The sequence below is a fragment of the Pseudomonas sp. 8(2025) genome (assembly GCF_052665325.1).
The window spans coordinates 267567-288296 of sequence record NZ_JBQOIE010000001.1 but is presented as its reverse complement, the minus strand read 5'-3'; the positions used below and the strand labels follow the sequence as shown (position 1 = coordinate 288296).

Below are 20730 nucleotides of genomic sequence, written 5' to 3'. Positions count from 1 at the left end.
CGCGACTTATCCTCGAATGGCCCAGAAGGCCAGGTTCAAGCCCGGGAATTCTCCCGCGACGTGGAACGCGAAGCCGCCGGAGTGAACCAGTTGTTTCCAGTGCTCGCTGCCACGGTCCAGCTCGTAGTAGGTCGAGCCTGCGTGGTACGGCAGTTGCCGCGGCGCCACCGGCAGCGGCAGCAGGCCGATACCCGGCAGCTGCAGGTTGACCAGGTCGCGGATGTGCTCCACCGAACCCACCTTGCTCTGCTGGGCGAAGCGCCCGCGCAGGGTTTCGCCCGGCACGTCGGCACGCACCACCAGGATGAAGCTGGCGTTCTCCAGCAGGGTGCGGTCGGCCAGCATCGCCACGTGTACGCCGTAGGCTTTCTCGACGATGGGGATCGGCGTTGCCTTGCTGTCGATCAGCATCGACAGCGCTTCACGCAGGGCCTGCATCACCGGGGCGAAACTCATGGCCAGCTCATCGTGCTGGTACTGCGGGTATTGCTCAGGGCGCCGGGCGCTGTGGGTGAAGGTCGAGAACTCGCCGGCCAGGCTCACCAGCTCGCTGAACAGGCGCTCGGGGTGCAGCGGGCTGATCTGGCTCAGGTGGTTGACCAGGGGCTGGGCGCGGTTCACCAGTTGCAGGAGCATGAAGTCGGCGATTTCCGAAGCGCCCCCCGCGCCCGATGCCACCACGCGCCCGGCCAGGGCTTCGCCGCGCTGGTGCAGCAGGCCCAGCAGCTCGCTGCGAAAGGCGCTCAACGGCTTGGACGCGGCCACGTCCAGCACCGGCGGAATGTAGCTGTCGTCCAGCACCAGAGCACGGTCGGCGCGCTTCTCCTTGACCCGCACCACGCCAATGGCGGCGTAGTCGCTGAGGCCGTCCTGGGCGGTGAGCAGGCGCAGGGCCCGAGAGCCCACGGCCACCGGCGCGCGGTTCTCGAACGGTGCGTTGTCGTCACGCACCTCGCGCACCTGGCTCAGGTAGCGGGCACCGCCCAGCTCTTCGCCCTCGTCCACGGTGTCCCGGGCGCCGGCGCGCTTGAGGGGCAGCGCCAGGTACACCAGGCCGTCACGCAGGTTGTCGTCGATGCACAGCGGGCTGGGCGCCAGGTCGTCATGGGGAATGTTGAACGGCGTGCCGTCGGGCAGCAGGCCACGGGCGCTGACGATGGCCAGCTTGCCCTGGGCCAGCAGGCCCTGATCGATACGCAGCTCGGAGAACCCCCAGGCTCCCGTCGACAGCGGGCGGCTGCGGGCGTCGATGAGGTTTTCCAGGTAACGGTCATGCTGCTGGAAGTGCTGGGTTCCAATGAACATGCCTTCCGACCAGACCACGCGATTGTTCCAGGACATGGTTGCTCCGATTGCCTATTGGGCAGGGCTGGATGGGGATGCCACGAGCTCGGCGCTGACCGCGCGGACGTCGAGGACGATCTGATATTGGTTGCTCAGGCGCTGCGCGGTGTTGACCCCGACCCGCCACAGGGCCTGGTCCACTTCGCGATAGCCCACCAGCAGGCCGACCTGACGGGTGGCCGGGTCCAGGGTGCGCTTGAGGGTGAACTGGTCGCCGGGCTTGACCAGCACTTCATCCTGGTCGATCAGGTCCGGGCCGAGGGTAGCCGGCGCCCGCTCCGCCAGGGCGAAGTAGTCGGCGCGCATGAAGGTGGCCGGATTCTTCAGCTCGAAGATCCGTACCCGCACCGGCGTGCTCTGGCCATCAGGCCCGGGGTTGAGCCCGCTGACCGCCTGGAAATGCAGCTCCACAGTCGTGGCGCCGGGCGCTTCCTTGGCCGGTTCGCCGGGAGGTGGTGTGTCCTTGGCACAGGCCGCCAGTACCAGCATGGCAACCAATGTCAGCAATCGTTGAATCATCCTGCGTCCTCAATGACGTATCAGCTGTCCGTGTATCCGTGTTTTTCGGGTGTTCCAGGCGCGCTCAGGAACGGCGCAGCCGGTGGGTGTGTTCTTCATAGGCGCGGCTGAACTCACGACCGAAGAGGTCCTGGAAATCGTCCTGGGCCTCTTGGGAAATCTGTTTGTAGAGTGCAGTGAACTGCTGCCAGTTCTGCGCCTGGCGCGAGCCGCTGAACAGGTTGCCCAGGCCGCCGGGGCGAGCCATGCGGGCTTCCAGTTCAGTGGGCTCGAAGCGCCCCAGCAGGTGCTTGATGGCCGCTTCCACACCGGCCATGACCGCCAGCTGGTGCGCCCGCAGGTCATCGAAACTGTCCTGCACGGCCTGATCCGGAGCCATGAATGCCTGGTTGCTGTGGCGCAGCAGCAGGAGCATGGCCTCGTCCACATTGGGGGCGAACTTCAGCGGGTTGTTTTCCACCGGGCGGATCATCGTCTGCTGCATGCGGAACTCGCCCTTGAGGCTGCTGCGGGCACGCAACACATCGATCAGGCCCTCGACCATCAACCGGTAGCTGCGACCCAGGCTTTCCATCTGGGCCTGGGCCTGCTGCGGCTCGATACGCAGTTGATCGAGCCCGGCCCCGCGCAGGAAGGCCTGGAGCAGATCCCCCTGGGGGGCGACCGGGGCCGGCGCGGGCGTGACAACAGGAGCCAGCTCCACTTCGGAAACCACCGGTGCCACGGGCGCCTGGGCGATCGGCTGCGGCTGCGGCTGCGCGGGTTCTGGCGCGAACGAGGCCTGGTGGGCAATCGGCGCGGCGGCAACCACCGGCGGGGCAACCACGGGCGGCGCACTGGGCACTGGCGCAGGGCTTGCGGGCGTCGAGCCGAACAGGTCCCAGTCCTCCGGAATCATCGCCCCGCCCTGGGGCGCCGATGGCTCTGGTGGTGCCACGGGCTGGGGCACCGCGGTGGGGGTCGGCGGGCGAAAATCGTGCTGCTCGGCCGGCACGTGGTCCGGCTGGGTGGCCGGCGGGGTCGCGCTGGGGGCGAGAAAGTCGAACAGATCGGGAAAGGTGTCCTGGGCCGAGGCACCCTGGAAGTGCGCCACCGGGGCCATGGAAATCGGTTCGATAGGGGTCGGCGACGCCGCCTGACGCCCCATCAGCGCCTCGAAACTATTGGAGCTGTCCCCGGAAAAGGGTTCAGCCCCCGGGCGGTTCAGACTGAAATCGATGCGCGCACTGATTTCATAATCGCCAATGCGAATAACCTCGCCATCTTCCAGTGGCTCGCTGCTACCCCGGCGCATACGAATACCGGCACGGACTAACTCCACACCATTAGTACTGTTATCGGTCAAATAATAACGGCCATCCTTGTATTGGATGACACAGTGCCGCGCGGAAACTAAGCGTTCGGGATCAGGAAGTACCCAGTCATTATCGGAACTGCGGCCAATTGCCATCATTCCCTGGTCCATTAGTTTTTCAGGGCATTGACCAGGGGTAATCTTGTGATAACTAGTGATAGTCAAACACAGCGACATCGCGCCTCCTTGCTGTACTTCCGCGTGCGAACCGGCGAAGGGAAAAAAGTTCCGTGAAAAAATGAAAAGTCCGCAAAAAATCCTTTAAACAGCGCCGTTCACAGCATGATCGCTCAACTTAAACTACACGCATGACAAAAGCCTTTCGTACCGCCCCGATCTGACTCGCCGGTCAAGGAACTAATAAGGCGACATAACACTGTCATGCGGGGCGAATAGCTTACCTTGACAAGGCACAACTACTACACCAAAAATGCACAACTTCTTGAACACGGATGATGGCTCACTAGTATCAACGAGTCCATATAAACCAAGAAATGTGCGCGAGTTCACAAACAAACTAGTGCATTAATTGCCTGACTGTCCTGCAGGCTGATAGGGAGATCAAACCAGGTGGATGTACCGATGTTGCTCGCCGCGGTTTCAGCAACTTCGCCTTGTGGCGAAGACCTGGAATATGACGCGGATTTCTTGCACTTGGAGCGGGCCGCACAGGGCCAGCCCGAGCGCAGCATGGGCGACTCGATCCTGCCGGCCGAGCCGCCGGACTGGCGCAGCATCCAGCAACAGAGCCTGGACCTGCTGGCGCGCAGCAAAGACCTGCGCATCACCCACTTCCTCCTGCAGAGCACCCTGGCCCTCGAAGGCCTGCCGGGCCTGGCCACCAGCCTCGAACTGATCGACGGCCTGCTCCGCGATTACTGGGCGGACCTGCATCCGCGCCTGGACGCCGACGACGACAACGACCCCACGGTGCGTATCAACGCCCTGGCCGGCCTGGCGTCCGACACCACCATCGGCCTGCTCCGCGAAGCCATCCTGACCCGTTCCCGGACCTTCGGCCCGGTGAGCCTGCGAGCCGCGCTGAACGCCGCCGGCCTGCAGCACTTTTCCGGCGAGAGCCTGGGCTCCGACCACCTGGCCGGCGCCCTGCAAGACAGCGACCCCGAGCACCTGGATGCCATTCGCAGCGCCTTGAGCGCAGCCCGCTCGGCGGCCGAAAGCATCGAGAAACAGGTCAGCGAACAAGTAGGCTCGGCCAGCGGTGTAGACCTCACGGCCATCAAGCAACCCCTGCGCCTGGCGCTGCAGGTGCTGGGCCAGCACGCCCCGCAAGGCGCGCAGAACGCGGTCGAGGAACACGCCGATGGGCCGTCCACCGAAGAGCCAGGTGCGCCCGCAGCGCCAGCCCCGGTACGGATTTCCGGCGAGATCAGCAGCCGCGAAGACGTGCTGCGCAGCCTTGACCGGCTGCTGGCCTACTACAGCCGCCACGAGCCTTCGAGCCCGTTGCCGGTGCTGCTCAACCGGGCCAAGAACCTGGTCAACGCCGACTTCGCGGCCATCGTGCGCAATCTGATTCCCGACGGCATGTCCCAATTTGAAAACCTGCGCGGCCCTGAATCCGACTAACCCCGGAACAGCCGAGCAGTATCGTCAGCGGCAACCACCGACCGACGCCAACACCGTCGCAGCAGCGACCAGGAGCACAACGTGGCGAAGCAAAGTTCTCAAAAGTTCATCGCGCGCAACCGCGCGCCCCGGGTGCAGATCGAGTACGACGTCGAACTCTACGGCGCCGAGAAAAAGGTCCAGCTGCCCTTCGTCATGGGCGTGATGGCCGACCTCGCCGGCAAGCCCGTGGAGCCCCTGGCGGCCGTGGCCGATCGCAAGTTCCTGGAAATCGACGTCGATAACTTCGACTCGCGCCTCAAGGCCATGCAGCCTCGGGTGGCCTTCCACGTGCCCAACGAACTGACCGGCGAAGGCAACCTGAGCCTGGACATCACCTTCGAGAGCATGGACGACTTCAGCCCGGCGGCCGTGGCGCGCAAGGTCGATTCGTTGAACCAGTTGCTGGAAGCCCGCACCCAGCTGGCCAACCTGCTGACCTACATGGACGGCAAGACCGGCGCCGAAGAAATCATCATGAAAGCCATCAAGGATCCGGCGTTGCTCCAGGCCCTGGCCAGTGCGCCAAAGCCTGCTGACTCCGAGCCGAACGCGTAAATCAGGACCAACGATCATGACCGAATTGATGCGTGACAATCAGGCGCAACCCGGCGCCACCGAGCAGGCCAGCGAATTCGCATCGCTGCTGCTGCAGGAATTCAAGCCCAAGACCGAACGTGCTCGCGAAGCCGTGGAAACCGCGGTGCGGACCCTGGCCGAACAGGCCCTGGCGCAGACCGACCTGGTGTCCAACGACGCCATCAAGTCGATCGAGTCGATCATCGCCGCCATCGACGCCAAGCTCACCGCCCAGGTCAACCAGGTGATCCATCACCCGGAATTCCAGAAGCTGGAAAGCGCCTGGCGCGGCCTGCACTACCTAGTGAACAACACCGAGACCGACGAGCAGCTCAAGATCCGCGTGCTCAACATCTCCAAGCCGGAGCTGCACAAGACCCTGAAGAAATTCAAGGGCACGGCCTGGGACCAGAGCCCGCTCTTCAAGAAGATGTACGAAGAGGAATACGGCCAGTTCGGCGGCGAGCCTTACGGCTGCCTGGTGGGCGACTACTACTTCGACCAGTCGCCACCGGATGTCGAGCTGCTGGGCGAGCTGTCCAAGGTTTGCGCCGCCATGCACTCGCCGTTCATCGCCGCGGCTTCGCCGACCGTGATGGGCATGGGCTCGTGGCAGGAACTGTCGAACCCGCGCGACCTGACCAAGATCTTCACCACCCCGGAATACGCCGGCTGGCGCTCGCTGCGTGAATCGGAAGACTCGCGCTACATCGGCCTGACCATGCCGCGCTTCCTGGCGCGCCTGCCATACGGCGCCAAGACCGACCCGGTGGAAGCCTTCGCCTTCGAGGAAAACACCGACGGCGCCGACAGCTCCAAGTACACCTGGGCCAACGCCGCCTACGCCATGGCCGTGAACATCAACCGTTCGTTCAAGCATTTCGGCTGGTGCTCGCGGATCCGCGGCGTGGAGTCCGGTGGCGAGGTGGAAAACCTCCCGGCCCACACCTTCCCCACCGACGATGGTGGCGTGGACATGAAGTGCCCGACCGAGATCGCCATCTCCGACCGTCGTGAAGCGGAACTGGCGAAGAACGGCTTCATGCCACTGCTGCACAAGAAGAACACCGACTTCGCCGCCTTCATCGGCGCCCAGTCGCTGCAGAAGCCGGCCGAATACGACGACCCGGACGCCACCGCCAACGCCAACCTGGCCGCGCGCCTGCCGTACCTGTTCGCCACTTGCCGCTTCGCTCACTACTTGAAGTGCATCGTGCGCGACAAGATCGGCTCCTTCAAAGAGAAGGACGAGATGCAGCGCTGGCTGCAGGACTGGATCCTCAACTACGTCGACGGTGACCCGGCGCACTCCACCGAAACCACCAAGGCCCAGCACCCACTGGCCGCGGCAGAGGTGGTGGTCGAGGAAGTCGAAGGCAACCCCGGCTACTACAACTCGAAGTTCTTCCTGCGCCCGCACTACCAGCTCGAAGGGCTGACCGTGTCGTTGCGCCTGGTATCCAAACTGCCGTCCGCCAAGGGCGCCTAACCCATAACCGACTCAAACCTGCGGCCGCAGCCACAGGCCGCGCGAGGTCCACAGGGCCTCGCGCAGCGGCGACAGAAGCTGAATCAACATCGTGGCAAGTGCCACACAGGGAGAAAACATGGCTGTTGATATTTTCATCAAGATCGGTGACATCAAGGGCGAGTCCATGGACAAAGCCCACAAGGACGAAATCGACGTGTTGAACTGGAGCTGGGGCATGTCCCAGTCCGGCAACATGCACGTTGGCGGTGGCGGCGGCGCGGGCAAGGTGAACATCCAGGACCTGTCGCTGACCAAGTACGTGGACAAGGCATCGCCGAACCTGATGATGCATTGCTCCAGCGGCAAGCACATCGACAAGGTGCGCCTGACCGTGCGCAAGGCCGGCGGCGAAAGCCAGGTCGAGTACATGATCATCGACCTGGAAGAAGTGCTGATCACTTCGCTGAGCACCGGCGGTTCGGGCAGCGATGACCGCCTGACCGAAAACATCACCCTGAACTTCGCTCAGGTGATGGTCGAGTACCAGCCGCAGAAAGCCGACGGCACCAAGGACGGCGGCCCGATCAAGTACGGCTGGAACATCCGCTCCAACACCAAGCGCTGATCCGCTTCGGTCGCCGCCCCGTGGCGGCGACCGGCCCGGCCCTCGCGTTGCGCCTGGCGCAACGCGGGGACGGTTGGCCAGGACCGCGTCCTCGTGAGTCTTTGGTTATGCCCCTTTTCGTGACGTCATGCCTGCGCAATCCGATCCTGGAGCGAACCCCTTGGTAACCGACATCGCCGCCCGCGATCGCTTGCAACCCTCCCTGCTGGATCGTCTGACCGACGATGAACCCGGCAACCTGAAAGAAAGCCCGGACAAACGCGTGCTGTCCCTGAGCCAGCTCAAGGCCTCGGTACTGCGCGACCTGGCATGGCTGCTCAACACCACTTCCCTGCTGGAAGCCGACGCCACCCTGCACACCCCCGCCGGTACTTCGGTGGTCAACTACGGCCTGCCGGCCCTGGCCGGGTACAGCGCTTCGAGCATCGATATCCCGGCCCTGGAGGCACTGATCCACCAGGCCATCGCCACCTTTGAGCCGCGCATCCTGCGCAGCACCCTGCGGGTACGCGCACGCACCGCGCCCGGGGAAATGAACCACAACGCCCTGAGCTTCGAGATCGAAGGCGACCTGTGGGCCCAGCCGATGCCCCTGCGCCTGCTGCTGCAAACCGACATGGACCTGGAATCGGGCCACGTACGAGTGGTGCACGCCGACTCCCGGAGGCGCTCATGAACCCGCGCCTGCTGGAGCTGTACAACCAGGAACTGCACCACGTGCGCGAAAGCGCCGCGGAGTTCGCCAAGGAATTCCCGAAGATCGCCAGCCGCCTGACCCTGTCGGGCATGGACTGCGCCGACCCCTATGTCGAGCGCCTGCTGGAGGGCTTCGCCTACCTGACTGCCCGCGTGCAGCTCAAGCTCGACGCCGAGTACCCGACCTTCACCCACAACCTGCTGGAGATCGCCTACCCGCACTACCTGGCACCGACCCCGTCGATGACGGTGGTGCAGTTGCAGGCCGATCCCGACGAAGGTTCCCTGAGCAGCGGCTTCACCCTGGAGCGCGACACCAGCCTGCGCGCCGCCCTGGGCCGCGATACCCAGACCTGCTGCGAATACCGCACCGCGCACTCGGTGACCCTGTGGCCACTGCAAGTGGCCCAGGCCGAATACTTCGGCAACCCGTCGGCAGTGCTCGGGCGCCTGGCCGCCAGCGAGCCCAGGGCCAAGGCCGGGCTGCGCCTGACCCTGCGCACCGGCGCCGAACTGCCGTTCAACAGCCTGGCCCTGGACGAGTTGCCGCTGTACCTGAACGGCAATGACGAACAGCCGTTCCGCCTCTACGAACAACTGCTGGGCAACGTCTGCGCGGTGTTCGCCCGGGCCCCGGGCGGCGACTGGGTCGAGCGCCTGCCCCCGGACGCCCTGCGCTCGCGCGGTTTCGACGACCGCGACGCGGCGCTGCCGGTGGTGCCCCAGGCCTTCCAGGGCTACCGCCTGCTGCAGGAATACTTCGCCCTGCCCAACCGCTTCCTGTTCGTCGAATTCGCCCAGCTGGGGCGCGCGGTCCAGCGCTGCGCCGGCCAGGAGCTGGAGCTGATCGTGCTCTTCGAGCGCTTCGACCAGAGCCTGGAAGGCAGCGTCGGCACCGCTCAGTTCGTGCCCTTCTGCACCCCGGCGATCAACCTGTTTCCCAAGCGCCTGGACCGTATCCACCTGTCCGACCGGGTTAACGAGCACCATGTGATCGCCGACCGCACCCGACCGATGGATTTCGAGGTCCACTCGCTGACCGCCATCAGCGGCCACGGCACCGGCCCGGAACAGCCGTTCCTGCCGTTCTACGCCGTGCGCGATCCATCCCGCTACGGCCGCGACCAGTCCTACTACATCGTCCGGCGCGAGCCGCGGGTGCTGTCCAGCGACCAGCGTCGCAACGGCCCGCGCTCCACCTACATCGGCAGCGAATCCTTCGTCAGCCTGGTGGACAGCCAGCAGGCGCCCTATCGCCACGACCTGCGCCAGCTCGGGGTCAGCGCGCTGTGCACCAACCGCGACCTGCCACTGTTCATGAACACCGGCAACGGCAAGACCGACTTCACCCTGGCCGACAGCGCCCCGGTACAGGCCATCCGCTGCCTGGCGGGCCCGAGCCGGCCGCGCCCCAGCCATGCCCACGACGGCAAGGCCTGGCGCCTGATCAGCCAGCTGTCGCTGAACTACCTGTCCCTGAGCGAACAGGGCCAGGGCGCGGCGGCCCTGCGCGAACTGCTGCGGTTGTACGGCGACAGCAACGACGCGGCCCTGCAGTTGCAGATCGAGGGCCTGCGGGAAGTCAGCAGCAAGGCGGTGACCCGGCGCCTGCCGATGCCCGGGCCGATCGTCTTCGGCCGGGGCCTGGAGATCACCCTGGAGTTCGATGAAAACGCGTTCCGCGGCACCGGGGTGTTTCTGCTCGGCGCGGTATTCGAGCGCTTCCTGGCACGTTATGTGTCGATCAACAGTTTTACCGAGACGGTGATCCGTACCACCGAACGCGGCGAGATCATGCGATGGAAAGCCAAGCCCGGACGTCGTCCGACTCTTTGAATACGCTGACGGCGATGCACGCCGAGCCCTGGGAGTACGACTTCTTCCAGGCCCTGCGGCGTATCGAATGCCTGTCGCCGCAACTGCCGCGCTTCGGTCACTCCGTGCGCCTGGCGGACGATCCGCTGCGCCTGGGACAGCAGGCCGACTGCAGCTTCGCCCCGGCCACCCTGGCCTCGGTCACCCCCGGCAGCGACGGCGCCGCGACCCGCCTGGAGCAGTTCTTCTTCGGCCTCGGCGGGCCCAACGGGCCGCTGCCGCTGCACATCACCGAATACGTGCGCGAGCGCCAGCGCAACAACGCCGACAGCACCAGCAAGCGCTTTCTCGATGTGTTCCACCACCGCCTGCTGAGCCTGTTCTATCGGGCCTGGGCCGAAGCCCGACCGACGGTGAGCCACGATCGCCCGGACGACGACTACTGGTCGGCGCGGCTGGCGGCGCTGTCGGGCCGGGGCATGCCCAGCCTGCTCAAGCAGGGTCTGATAGCCGACACCGCCAAGCTGCATTACAGCGGCCACCTGGCGGCCCAGACCCGCTACCCGGACGGCTTGCGGGCGATCATCAGCGAGTATTTCGGCCTGCCGGTGCAGATCGAGGAATATGTCGGCCAGTGGCTGGAGTTGCCCGAACGCAGCCGGGTCGGGGTGCAATCCCATCAGCTGGGGGTGGATTTCTGCCTGGGCAGCCACGTCTGGGACCGCCAGCACAAGTTCCGCATCCGCCTCGGCCCGATGAAACTGGACGACTACCTGGGGATGCTGCCCGACGGCCAGCAATTCCAGGAACTGGTGGCCTGGGCCGCCGAATACCTGGGCTTCGAGCTGGACTGGGACCTGAACCTGGTCCTGCTCAAGGACGAAGTACCCAAGCTGCAACTCAACGGCCGCCAGCGCCTGGGTTTCAACACCTGGCTCGGCCAACCCGGCAGCGATGCCAAGGATCTAATACTGGCCCGGCACTACGCCGACCTGGCCACTACCTCACGTACACCAAGGAGCACAGAGCATGGGTGAAATCAGTCGCGCGGCGCTGTTCGGCAAACTCAACAGCGTTGCCTACAAAGCCATCGAAGCCGCCACGGTCTTCTGCAAATTGCGGGGCAACCCCTATGTGGAGCTGGCCCACTGGTTTCACCAGTTGCTGCAACTTACGGACTCGGACCTGCACCGCATCATCCGCCAGTTCAACCTGGAGCCGGCGCGCCTGGCCAAGGACCTGACCGAGGCCCTGGACCGCCTGCCCCGGGGCTCGACCTCGATCACCGACCTGTCGTCCCACGTCGAGGAGGCGGTGGAGCGCGGTTGGGTCTACGGCAGCCTGATGTTCGGCGAAAGCCAGGTGCGCACCGGCTACCTGGTGATCGGCATCCTCAAGACCCCGAGCCTGCGCCATGCGTTGCTGGGGCTGTCCCGCGAGTTCGACAAGATCAAGGTCGAGACCCTGTGCGAGCGCTTTGACGAATACATCGGCGACTCGCCGGAAAACGCCCTGAGCGCCAGCGACGGCTTCAGTGCCGGTGCGGTGCCCGGCGAAGCCAGCGGCGCCATGGCCCCCAGCGCCCTGGGCAAGCAGGAAGCCCTCAAGCGCTTCACCGTCGACCTCACCGAACAGGCCCGCAGCGGCAAGCTCGACCCCATCGTCGGCCGCGACGAAGAGATCCGCCAACTGGTGGACATCCTCATGCGCCGCCGGCAGAACAACCCGATCCTCACCGGTGAAGCCGGGGTGGGCAAGACCGCGGTGGTGGAAGGTTTCGCCCTGCGCATCGTCGCCGGCGACGTGCCGCCGGCGCTCAAGGACGTTGAACTGCGCAGCCTCGACGTCGGCCTGCTGCAGGCCGGCGCCAGCATGAAGGGCGAGTTCGAACAGCGCTTGCGCCAGGTCATCGAGGACGTCCAGGCCTCGCCCAAGCCGATCATCCTGTTCATCGACGAAGCCCACACCCTGGTGGGCGCCGGTGGCGCCGCCGGCACCGGCGACGCGGCCAACCTGCTCAAGCCGGCCCTGGCCCGTGGCACCCTGCGCACCGTGGCCGCCACCACCTGGGCCGAGTACAAGAAGCACATCGAGAAAGACCCGGCCCTGACCCGGCGCTTCCAGGTGGTGCAAGTGGCCGAACCTTCGGAAGACAAGGCGCTGCTGATGATGCGCGGCGTGGCCTCGACCATGGAACAGCACCATCAGGTGCAGATCCTCGACGAAGCCCTGGAGGCCTCGGTCAAACTGTCCCATCGCTACATTCCCGCGCGCCAGTTGCCGGACAAATCCGTCAGCCTGCTGGATACCGCTTGCGCCCGCGTCGCCATCAGCCTGCACGCCGTGCCGGCCGAGGTGGACGATAGCCGCCGGCGCATCGAGGCCCTGGAAACCGAGCTGCAGATCATCGCCCGGGAACAGGCGATCGGCGTTGCCATTGGCAACCGCCAGGTCAACAGCGAGAACCTCCTGACTGCCGAGCGCGAGCGCCTGGCCGAGCTGGAAAGCCGCTGGGCACAAGAGAAGACCCTGGTGGACGAACTGCTGGCAACCCGCGCCCAATTGCGGGAAAACGTCGGCCTGGTGGACAGCGACGTCGGCGACGACAGCCACGGCCTGCGGGAAAAACTGGTGGACCTGCAACAGCGCCTCAGCACCCTGCAAGGCGAGACCCCGCTGATCCTGCCGACCGTGGACTACCAGGCCGTGGCCTCGGTGGTCGCCGACTGGACCGGCATTCCAGTGGGGCGCATGGCCCGCAACGAGCTGGAAACCGTGCTCAACCTGGACCAGCACCTGAAGAAACGCATCATCGGCCAGGACCACGCCCTGCAGATGATCGCCAAGCGCATCCAGACCTCCCGCGCCGGCCTCGACAACCCCAACAAGCCGATCGGCGTGTTCATGCTGGCCGGCACTTCCGGGGTGGGCAAGACCGAAACCGCCCTGGCCCTGGCCGAAGCCATGTATGGCGGAGAGCAGAACGTCATCACCATCAACATGAGCGAGTTCCAGGAAGCCCACACCGTGTCCACCCTCAAGGGCGCCCCGCCGGGCTATGTCGGCTACGGCGAAGGTGGCGTGCTCACCGAAGCGGTACGGCGCAAGCCCTACAGCGTGGTGCTGCTGGACGAAGTGGAAAAGGCCCACCCGGACGTGCACGAGATCTTCTTCCAGGTATTCGACAAGGGCGTCATGGAAGACGGCGAAGGCCGCATGATCGACTTCAAGAACACCCTGATCCTGCTCACCACCAACGCCGGCACCGAGCTGATCGCCAACGTCTGCAAGAACCCGCAGGCGGTGCCCGAGCCGGAGGAAATCGCCAAGGCCCTGCGCCAGCCACTGCTGGAGATCTTCCCGCCGGCACTGCTGGGGCGCCTGGTGACCATTCCCTACTACCCGCTGAGCGACGAGATGCTCAAGGCCATCACCCGCCTGCAACTGGGGCGGATCAAGAAGCGCGTGGAAAGCACCCACAAGGTGGATTTCGATTTCGACGACGAGGTCATCGACCTGATCGTCTCGCGCTGCACCGAGACCGAAAGCGGCGGGCGGATGATCGACGCCATCCTGACCAACAGCCTGCTGCCGGACATGAGCCGCGAGTTCCTCAACCGCATGCTCGAAGGCCGCGCCCTGGCCGGGGTGCGCATCAGCCAGCGCGACAACGAACTGCACTACGACTTCAGCGAGCCGGCCTGACCCCACGCCCTGCGCAGGAGCCGGCTTGCCAGCGAAGCGACCGCCACGGTGATGGACCTGGCGCCTTCGCGAGCACGCTCGCTCCTGCAGGGGGCTGACCTGGCACACCACGCATTCAACGAGACTGACGATGTTATTTCAGCAATCCACACGACTGGCACAGGTCAACTGCCCCCTGGGCCCGGACGTCCTGCTGCTCAAGAGCCTGGGCGGCGGCGAGGAGCTGGGGCGGCTGTTCGACTACCAGCTGCAACTGGCCTCCAGTGACGCCAACATCGACCTCAACCAGTTGCTGGGCAAGCCCATGGGCCTCAGCGTACAGCTGGACGGCGGCGGCCAGCGGTACTTCCACGGCATCGTCGCGCGCTGCAGCCAGAACATCGACACCGGCCAGTTCGCCAGCTACGAGGTGACGCTGCGCCCCTGGCTGTGGCTGCTGAGCCGCACCTCCGACTGCCGGATTTTCCAGAACCTGAGCATCCCGCAGATCATCAAGCAGGTGTTCCGCGACCTGGGCTTTTCCGATTTCGAAGACGCCCTGAGCCGCCCCTACCGGGAGTGGGAGTACTGCGTGCAGTACCGCGAGACCAGCTTCGATTTCGTCAGCCGGCTGATGGAACAGGAAGGTATCTACTACTTCTTCCGCCACGAGAAGGACCGCCACGTGGTGGTGCTGGCCGACGCCTATGGCGCTCACAGCAGCGTGCCCGGCTACGCCTCGGTGCCCTACTACCCGCGAGACGAGCAGCAGCGCGAGCGCGACCACATGTTCGACTGGCACCTGGCCCAGGAGGTGCAGCCCGGCTCGCTGGAGCTCAACGACTATGATTTCCAGCGCCCCAGCGCCCGGATCGACGTGCGCTCGGCCATGCCGCGGCCCCACAGCGCCGGCGACTACCCGCTCTACGACTACCCCGGCACCTACGTGCAGAGCAGCGACGGCGAGCACTATGCCCAGACCCGTATCGAGGCCCTGCAAAGCCTGCATGAGCGCATCGAGCTCAGCGGCAACGCCCGGGGGTTGGGGGTGGGCAACCTGTTCAGCCTCACCGGCTTCAGCCGCCAGGACCAGAACCGCGAATACCTGATCGTCAGCATCCGCTACTACCTGGTCCAGGAAAGCCTGGAGAGCGGCGCTGGCGGCGGCTCGGCGCAGTTCGAGAGCCACCTGACCTGCATCGACGCCCAGCAGAGCTTCCGCCCCCTGGCCACCACCCACAAGCCCATGGTCCAGGGCCCGCAGACCGCGCGAGTGGTGGGCCCGGCCGGGGAAGAGATCTGGACCGACCAGTACGGCCGGGTCAAGGTGCACTTCCACTGGGACCGCCACGACCAGTCCAACGAAAACAGCTCATGCTGGATTCGCGTGTCCCAGGCCTGGGCCGGGAAGAACTGGGGCTCGATGCAGATCCCGCGCATCGGCCAGGAAGTCATCGTCAGCTTCCTGGAAGGCGATCCCGATCGCCCGATCATCACCGGCCGGGTCTACAACGCCGAACAGACCGTGCCCTACGACCTGCCCGCCAACGCCACCCAGAGCGGCATGAAGAGCCGTTCGAGCAAGGGCGGCAGCCCGGCCAACTTCAATGAAATCCGCATGGAAGACAAAAAGGGCGCGGAGCAGCTGTACATCCACGCCGAGCGCAACCAGGACATCGTGGTCGAGGTCAACGAAAGCCATTCGGTGGGCAACAACCGCAACAAGAGCATCGGCCACGACGAGTACGTGACCATCGGCAACAAGCGCACGCGCATCGTCCAGCACGTGGATGAGCTGACGGTCGGCGAGAAGAAGCTCGACAGCGTCGGCCAGAGCTATGTGATCGAGGTCGGCGAGCGCCTGCGCCTGGTATGCGGGGCCAGCATCCTGGAGCTCAACGCCAGCGGCCAGATCAACCTGTGCGGGGTCAACATCAGCGTGCATGCCTCGGCCGATGCCGAGATCAATACCGGTGGCGTGCTGCACCTGAACAACGGCGGCGGCCCGGGCACCACCACCGAGGGCCAGGGTGTGCAGGGCGCCATCAGCGCCAAGGCCAAAGCCCCCTTTTCCGCCCCCAAAGGCTAATGAACGGATGCCCATGCCATGACCTATCGCCTCAATGAATTGCAGTTCCAGCTGCCTGCCGGCGAACTGCAGGACGCCTCGATCAACATCCTCAAGTTCCCGGCCCTGGGCACTTCGCTGATCGTCAGCCGCAGCCTGCTGGGGGACGGCGAAACCCTGGAGAGCAACCTGGCCAGCCAGCTGCAGCGGCTGGAGCAGCAAGTCCAGGACCTGCGCTGCCAGGCTCCGCAACCGGTGCAGCTGGGCCCGGCCCAGGACATCCAGGGCCTGGAGCTGCGCAGCCAGTTCAACAAGGGCAAAGAACAGGTGTTCCAGTTCCAGCTGGCCCTGGTGCTGCCCGGTACCCGACAGATGCTCGCCATGAGCTACGTCAAGGCACAGAAGCTCGGCGACGCGGAAGCCGCCCATTGGGCGCAGATCAAGAACACCCTGGTGCTGGGCTGAGGCAGGGCCATGTCTGACGCACTGTGGGCCGCCCGCCTGGGTGACGGGCTGGAACACACCTCGATGATGGCCGACATTCTCGGCGGCGTGCTGGAGGTGGCGGCCAACGTTGCCATCGGCGCCCTGGCGACCATGGCAGTAGCCGCGGCGGCAGGCATCACCGTGGCCACCGGCGGCCTCGGCGCCTGTGTGCTGGGGCTGGTGGTGGGCGTCGTCGTCGGCGTGGTCATGAGCAAGACCGGAGCCGACAAAGGCCTGAGCAATTTATGCGAGGGCATCGCCAACGCCCTGTTCCCGCCCTCGATCCAGGCCACCATCGCCAGCGGCTCGAAAAAGGTCCTGACCAACAACAAGCCGGCGGCCCGCGCGGCCGGCATCGCACCGCCGACACAGATCAGCGGCGACGGCGCCGAAGAAGGCGAAGCCACCGACACCCCGTCGGCAACGCCCGAGGAAGGGCCCGGTTTCCTCGACATGGCCAAGGAGTTTTTCTCGCAGATGTGGCGGCCCACCGTGGCCTCCCCGGCGCCAGGCTCCCAGACCAAGGAACTGGACCTGGTGACCTGCACCAAGCACCCGCCGATGCCGGTGCAGTATCTGGCTGAAGGCTCGGAAAAGGTCAGCATCGACGGCCAGCCGGCAGTACGCAGCGGCGACCGCAGCACCTGCGATGCCAAGGTAGTGTCGGCCGGGCCTATCTCACCGAACGTGACCATCGGCGGTGGCTCGGTGGTGGTGCGCGAGATCCGTAGCGGCAAGACCCCGGGGGTGGGCCTGGCGGTGACCGTGCTGATGATGCTCAAGGGCGGCAAGGGCAAGTTCCTCAGCAACCTGCCGTGCATGCTGATGGCGGGGGTCAATTCCTTTGTCGTCAGCCAGGCCACCAATGCTTTGACCCAGGCCGTCGTCGCCTCGACCCACCCGGTGCATGCAGCCACCGGGGCCAAGGTGCTCGGAGCCGACGACGATCTGGATTTCACCCTGCCCGGGCTGATGCCCATCGAATGGCAACGCTTCTACAACAGCCGCGACGAACGTCGTGACGGCCTGCTCGGAGCCGGCTGGAGCTTGCCTTACGAGATCAGCGTCCAGATCGAGCCCCACCCCGAAGGTGGCGAGCGCCTGCTCTACATTGATGAGCAAGGACGCCGCATCGACATGGGCTCCATTGCCCTGGGTGCAGGAGCCTTCAGCCCCGGTGAAGGCTTGAGCGTACGACGCAACGAGAACGGACAGTTGCTGATCGAAAGCAGCGACGGTATCTACCGTCTGTTCGAGCCGCTGCCGGGCGACTCCTCGCGGCTGCGCCTGAGCCAGCTGGGGGACCGCAACGACAACCGTCTGCACCTGGAGTACGACTCGTCCGGACGCCTCTGGCTGCTGCGTGACACCTTTGAACAGGCGCAGCTCGAACTGAGCTACAGCACGCTCTGGCCCGGTCGGATTGCCCAGGTCGAACGGCTGTACCCCGACCAGCAACGGGAAGTGCTGGTCAGCTACGACTACGGTGCGGCAGGAGACCTGGCACAGGTGCGCGATAGCGAAGGCCAGGTACAGCGTCGCTTCGCTTATGACGCCGGCCACCGGATGACCGAACATCAATTGGCCACCGGGCTGCGCTGCTTCTATCAATGGACACAATTTGCCGACCAGCAGTGGCGAGTGACCCGTCACTGGACCGACGAAGGCGATAGCTATCAGTACGACTATGATCTGGAGGCGGGAATCACCCAGGTCACCGACAGCCTGCAACGCCTCAGCCGCCGCCGCTGGAACAGCCAGTTGCAGATCGTCGAGTACACCGACAACCTCAACCAGACATGGGCCTTCGAGTGGAACGATGAGCGCCAACTGCTCAGCGCCACCGACCCCTTGGGAGGGCGCTATGCCTATAGCTACGACGAAACCGGCAACCTGATAGCCGAGACCGATCCTCTGGGGCACAGCCATTCGACCTTGTGGCTGGAGCACTGGTCGCTGCCACAGACCCTGACCGATCCCGCCGGAGAAAGCTGGCACCTGCGCTACGATCCCCGGGGCAACTGTATCGCCGAAGTAGACCCGCTGGGCCAGGTGACCCAGTACCGCCATGACGCGCACGGCCAGGTGGTGGAGATCATCGATGCCGCGGGAAGAAGCCGGAAGATGCGCTGGAACTCGTCCGGGCAACTGCTTGAACACCTGGACTGCTCGGGCTATCCAACCCGCTTCGAATACGATCGACGCGGCAACGTGAAAGCCATCATCGATGCCCTTGGCGAGCACACCCGGTTCCATTACGACTGCCAGGGACGGTTGCTGAGCAGCCAACTGGCCGATGGGCGCGCCGAGCATTTTCAACGCAGCAGCAACGGCCAGCTACAGGGCTACACCGACCCTTCCGGCTACACCACGCTCTACCAGTACAACCGGCGCGGGCAGATACGCCAGCGCATCGACGCTCACGGCCGACAGGTCCGGTTCGACTATGACGCGTACGGACGGCTGCTGGCGCTCACCAACGAGAACGGCGAAAGCTATCGCTTTGCCTGGGACGCCGGCAACCGCCTGAGCGAACAGCAGGACCTCGACGGCAGTGCCAAACGCTATGGCTATGACCTGCTGAACAACGTCGTCGAACTCCAGTCCCACCCCGCCCCTTATGGCACCGGGCTGAGCGCCGTGCCCGCGCAACCTATCGCGCCGATCATCCACCGGTTCGAGCGCGATGCCGTGGGGCGGCTGCTGGCCAAAATCACAGACGATGGCCGCAGCCAATACACCTACGACCCCTTGAACCAACTGACCGCCGCCAGCTTTACCGACAACCTCGGCAACCAGCAGGCACTGAGTTTCAGCTACGACGCCCTGGGCCAATTACTCGAAGAACACACCGTGGCCGGCAGCCTGATCCATCGATACGACGAACTGGGCAATTTGACTCAGACCCAGCTACCGGACAAGCGTTGGCTCAACCGGCTCTATTACGGCAGCGGCCATCTGCACCAGATCAATCTCGATGGCCAGGTAGTCAGCGACTTTCAACGTGACCGCCTGCACCGTGAGGTGCTGCGTACCCAGGGTCAGATCAGCACTCGCAGCGAATACGACCGTTGTGGCCGCCTGCGCGCACGCCTGCAGCACTCCAGCCTGCTGGCAAACACCTTGCCAACAGCCCCGGAGCGACACCTGGAGTACGACGATAGCGATAATCTGGTGGGCCTGGCCGAGCGACATGCCACCGGGCAACATCGGCAACTGTTCCATTACGACGCGACCGGGCGAATCATTGCCAGCCAGGACGGCCTGCAGGGCCAGAAAGAAACCTTCGCCTATGACGCCGCCGCCAATTTGCTTGATGGCCCGAAGGCGGGCGCCGGGCTGGTGGTGCACAACAAATTGCTGACCTACCAGGACAAGCGCTACCGCTACGATGCCTTCGGGCGAATGATTGAAAAACGCAGTGGTCGGCGAGGCGTGCAACGTTTTGCCTACGACGCCGAACACCGGTTGATCGAAGTGCGCAATCAGACCTCCAGCGGCGAAACCCTGGTCAGGATGCGCTACGACGTCTTGGGTCGCCGCATCAGCAAGAGCGAGTACGACAGCCAGGGCAACCTTCTGGGTGAAACGCGATTCGTCTGGGATGGCCTGCGGCTGCTGCAGGAACAGCGTAATCAACAGACCAGCCTCTATGTCTATGAAGACCTGGGACATGCGCCCCTGGCGCGGGTCGACGGCCTCGGCGCGCAGCAGAAGATCCGCTACTACCACAACGACCTGAATGGCCTGCCTCAACAGCTTTGCGAGCCTGACGGCCATAGCGTCTGGCAGGCCCGCTATCAGGTCTGGGGCAATACTGTCGAAGAAATACGCGAGCCCTACTACATCGAGGAACAGAATCTCAGGTTCCAGGGCCAGTACCTGGACCGCGAGACTGGATTGCACTTCAACACGTTCCGTTTCTACGACCCGGATATCGGGCGCTTCACCACGCCGGACCCCATCGGCCTGGCCGGAGGCTTGAACCTTTATCAGTACGCTCCCAACCCAATCGGTTGGATCGATCCGCTGGGCTGGATCTGCAAATCGGCCTACAGCGGCAGAAGGGGCACTACAAAAGCCAAAGCTGACCTCGAGAGGAACGGTTTCACTGTGGTAGGTGAAGAATTGACCATGAAGGTCAAACACCCTGTCACCCAGAAGTCCTATCGCATCAGGGCAGATATCATCGCCAAGGACAAAGCCGGCAACTACCACGTGTTCGAAGTCAAAAATGGCAGCGGCAAACTGACCAAGAACCAACAGGGATCGGGAATGTTCGACATGAGCAATCCGGCCAATACGAACGGTGGCCTGGGCGGTGGCCTGATCAAACCGTCGGGCGCTACCCAGGGCCAGTTCGAAGTTGCGACCAAAACCGCCAGAGGTACCCAGTTCGGTGGCAATGGCGCACAGCATTCGGCCACCTTCTGGCTTCTTCGCTATTGAACGAGTAATCG

General features: G+C 64.7%; 14 protein-coding genes. 11 read left to right on the top strand and 3 right to left on the bottom strand.

Translation table 11 applies throughout. The features are described from left to right. Window positions 1–6: 6 nt before the first annotated feature. From tssK to tagH, 3 genes are all read right to left on the bottom strand, one after another. Window positions 7–1341, bottom strand: a complete 1335-nt coding sequence (gene tssK, locus ACUXVH_RS01375; RefSeq protein WP_011064251.1) for a type VI secretion system baseplate subunit TssK — start codon at window positions 1339–1341, stop codon at window positions 7–9. Between the two features lie 15 nt (window positions 1342–1356). Then, on the bottom strand, window positions 1357–1863 hold the full coding sequence (gene tssJ / locus ACUXVH_RS01370) for a type VI secretion system lipoprotein TssJ (protein WP_011064252.1): 507 nt from the start codon (window positions 1861–1863) through the stop codon (window positions 1357–1359). 64 nt (window positions 1864–1927) lie between these two features. Next, window positions 1928–3394, bottom strand: coding sequence for a type VI secretion system-associated FHA domain protein TagH (gene tagH, locus ACUXVH_RS01365; RefSeq protein ID WP_123397704.1), 1467 nt, complete (start codon window positions 3392–3394; stop codon window positions 1928–1930). Between the two features lie 393 nt (window positions 3395–3787). Here tagH and tssA point away from each other — a divergent pair, with 393 nt between their 5' ends. From tssA to ACUXVH_RS01310, 11 genes are all read left to right on the top strand, one after another. After that, window positions 3788–4807 (top strand): type VI secretion system protein TssA, encoded by a 1020-nt coding sequence (tssA, locus tag ACUXVH_RS01360; RefSeq protein WP_065365026.1) that lies wholly within the window; start codon window positions 3788–3790, stop codon window positions 4805–4807. Window positions 4808–4888: 81 nt separating this feature from the next. Then, the gene (tssB, locus tag ACUXVH_RS01355; protein ID WP_011064255.1) at window positions 4889–5404 is read left to right on the top strand and encodes a type VI secretion system contractile sheath small subunit; all 516 of its coding nucleotides are present in this window, start codon (window positions 4889–4891) and stop codon (window positions 5402–5404) included. 16 nt (window positions 5405–5420) lie between these two features. Beyond that, window positions 5421–6914, top strand: coding sequence for a type VI secretion system contractile sheath large subunit (gene tssC / locus ACUXVH_RS01350; protein WP_011064256.1), 1494 nt, complete (start codon window positions 5421–5423; stop codon window positions 6912–6914). Window positions 6915–7032: 118 nt separating this feature from the next. Then, window positions 7033–7521 carry an Hcp family type VI secretion system effector gene (locus ACUXVH_RS01345; protein ID WP_011064257.1) on the top strand — a complete coding sequence of 163 codons (489 nt, stop codon included), beginning with the start codon at window positions 7033–7035 and terminating at the stop codon, window positions 7519–7521. A gap of 160 nt (window positions 7522–7681) precedes the next feature. Next, the gene (gene tssE, locus ACUXVH_RS01340) at window positions 7682–8197 is read left to right on the top strand and encodes a type VI secretion system baseplate subunit TssE (RefSeq protein ID WP_011064258.1); all 516 of its coding nucleotides are present in this window, start codon (window positions 7682–7684) and stop codon (window positions 8195–8197) included. Further along, a complete protein-coding gene (gene tssF / locus ACUXVH_RS01335; RefSeq protein WP_011064259.1) occupies window positions 8194–10053 on the top strand; it encodes a type VI secretion system baseplate subunit TssF in 1860 nt (619 codons plus the stop codon). The genes tssE and tssF overlap by 4 nt, the downstream gene beginning before the upstream one ends. Next, window positions 10017–11069: a type VI secretion system baseplate subunit TssG gene (gene tssG, locus ACUXVH_RS01330; protein WP_011064260.1), complete on the top strand. Its 1053-nt coding sequence runs from the start codon at window positions 10017–10019 to the stop codon at window positions 11067–11069. Before tssF ends, tssG begins: the two co-directional genes overlap by 37 nt. Beyond that, entirely contained in the window at window positions 11062–13737 is a 2676-nt protein-coding gene (tssH, locus tag ACUXVH_RS01325; protein WP_011064261.1) for a type VI secretion system ATPase TssH, read from the top strand. The genes tssG and tssH overlap by 8 nt, the downstream gene beginning before the upstream one ends. Window positions 13738–13867: 130 nt before the next feature. After that, a complete protein-coding gene (locus tag ACUXVH_RS01320; protein ID WP_065365024.1) occupies window positions 13868–15805 on the top strand; it encodes a type VI secretion system Vgr family protein in 1938 nt (645 codons plus the stop codon). A gap of 18 nt (window positions 15806–15823) precedes the next feature. Further along, a complete protein-coding gene (locus ACUXVH_RS01315) occupies window positions 15824–16249 on the top strand; it encodes a DcrB-related protein (protein WP_011064263.1) in 426 nt (141 codons plus the stop codon). 9 nt (window positions 16250–16258) lie between these two features. Further along, window positions 16259–20719, top strand: coding sequence for an RHS repeat-associated core domain-containing protein (locus tag ACUXVH_RS01310; protein WP_065365023.1), 4461 nt, complete (start codon window positions 16259–16261; stop codon window positions 20717–20719). The last annotated feature ends 11 nt before the right edge of the window (window positions 20720–20730 follow it).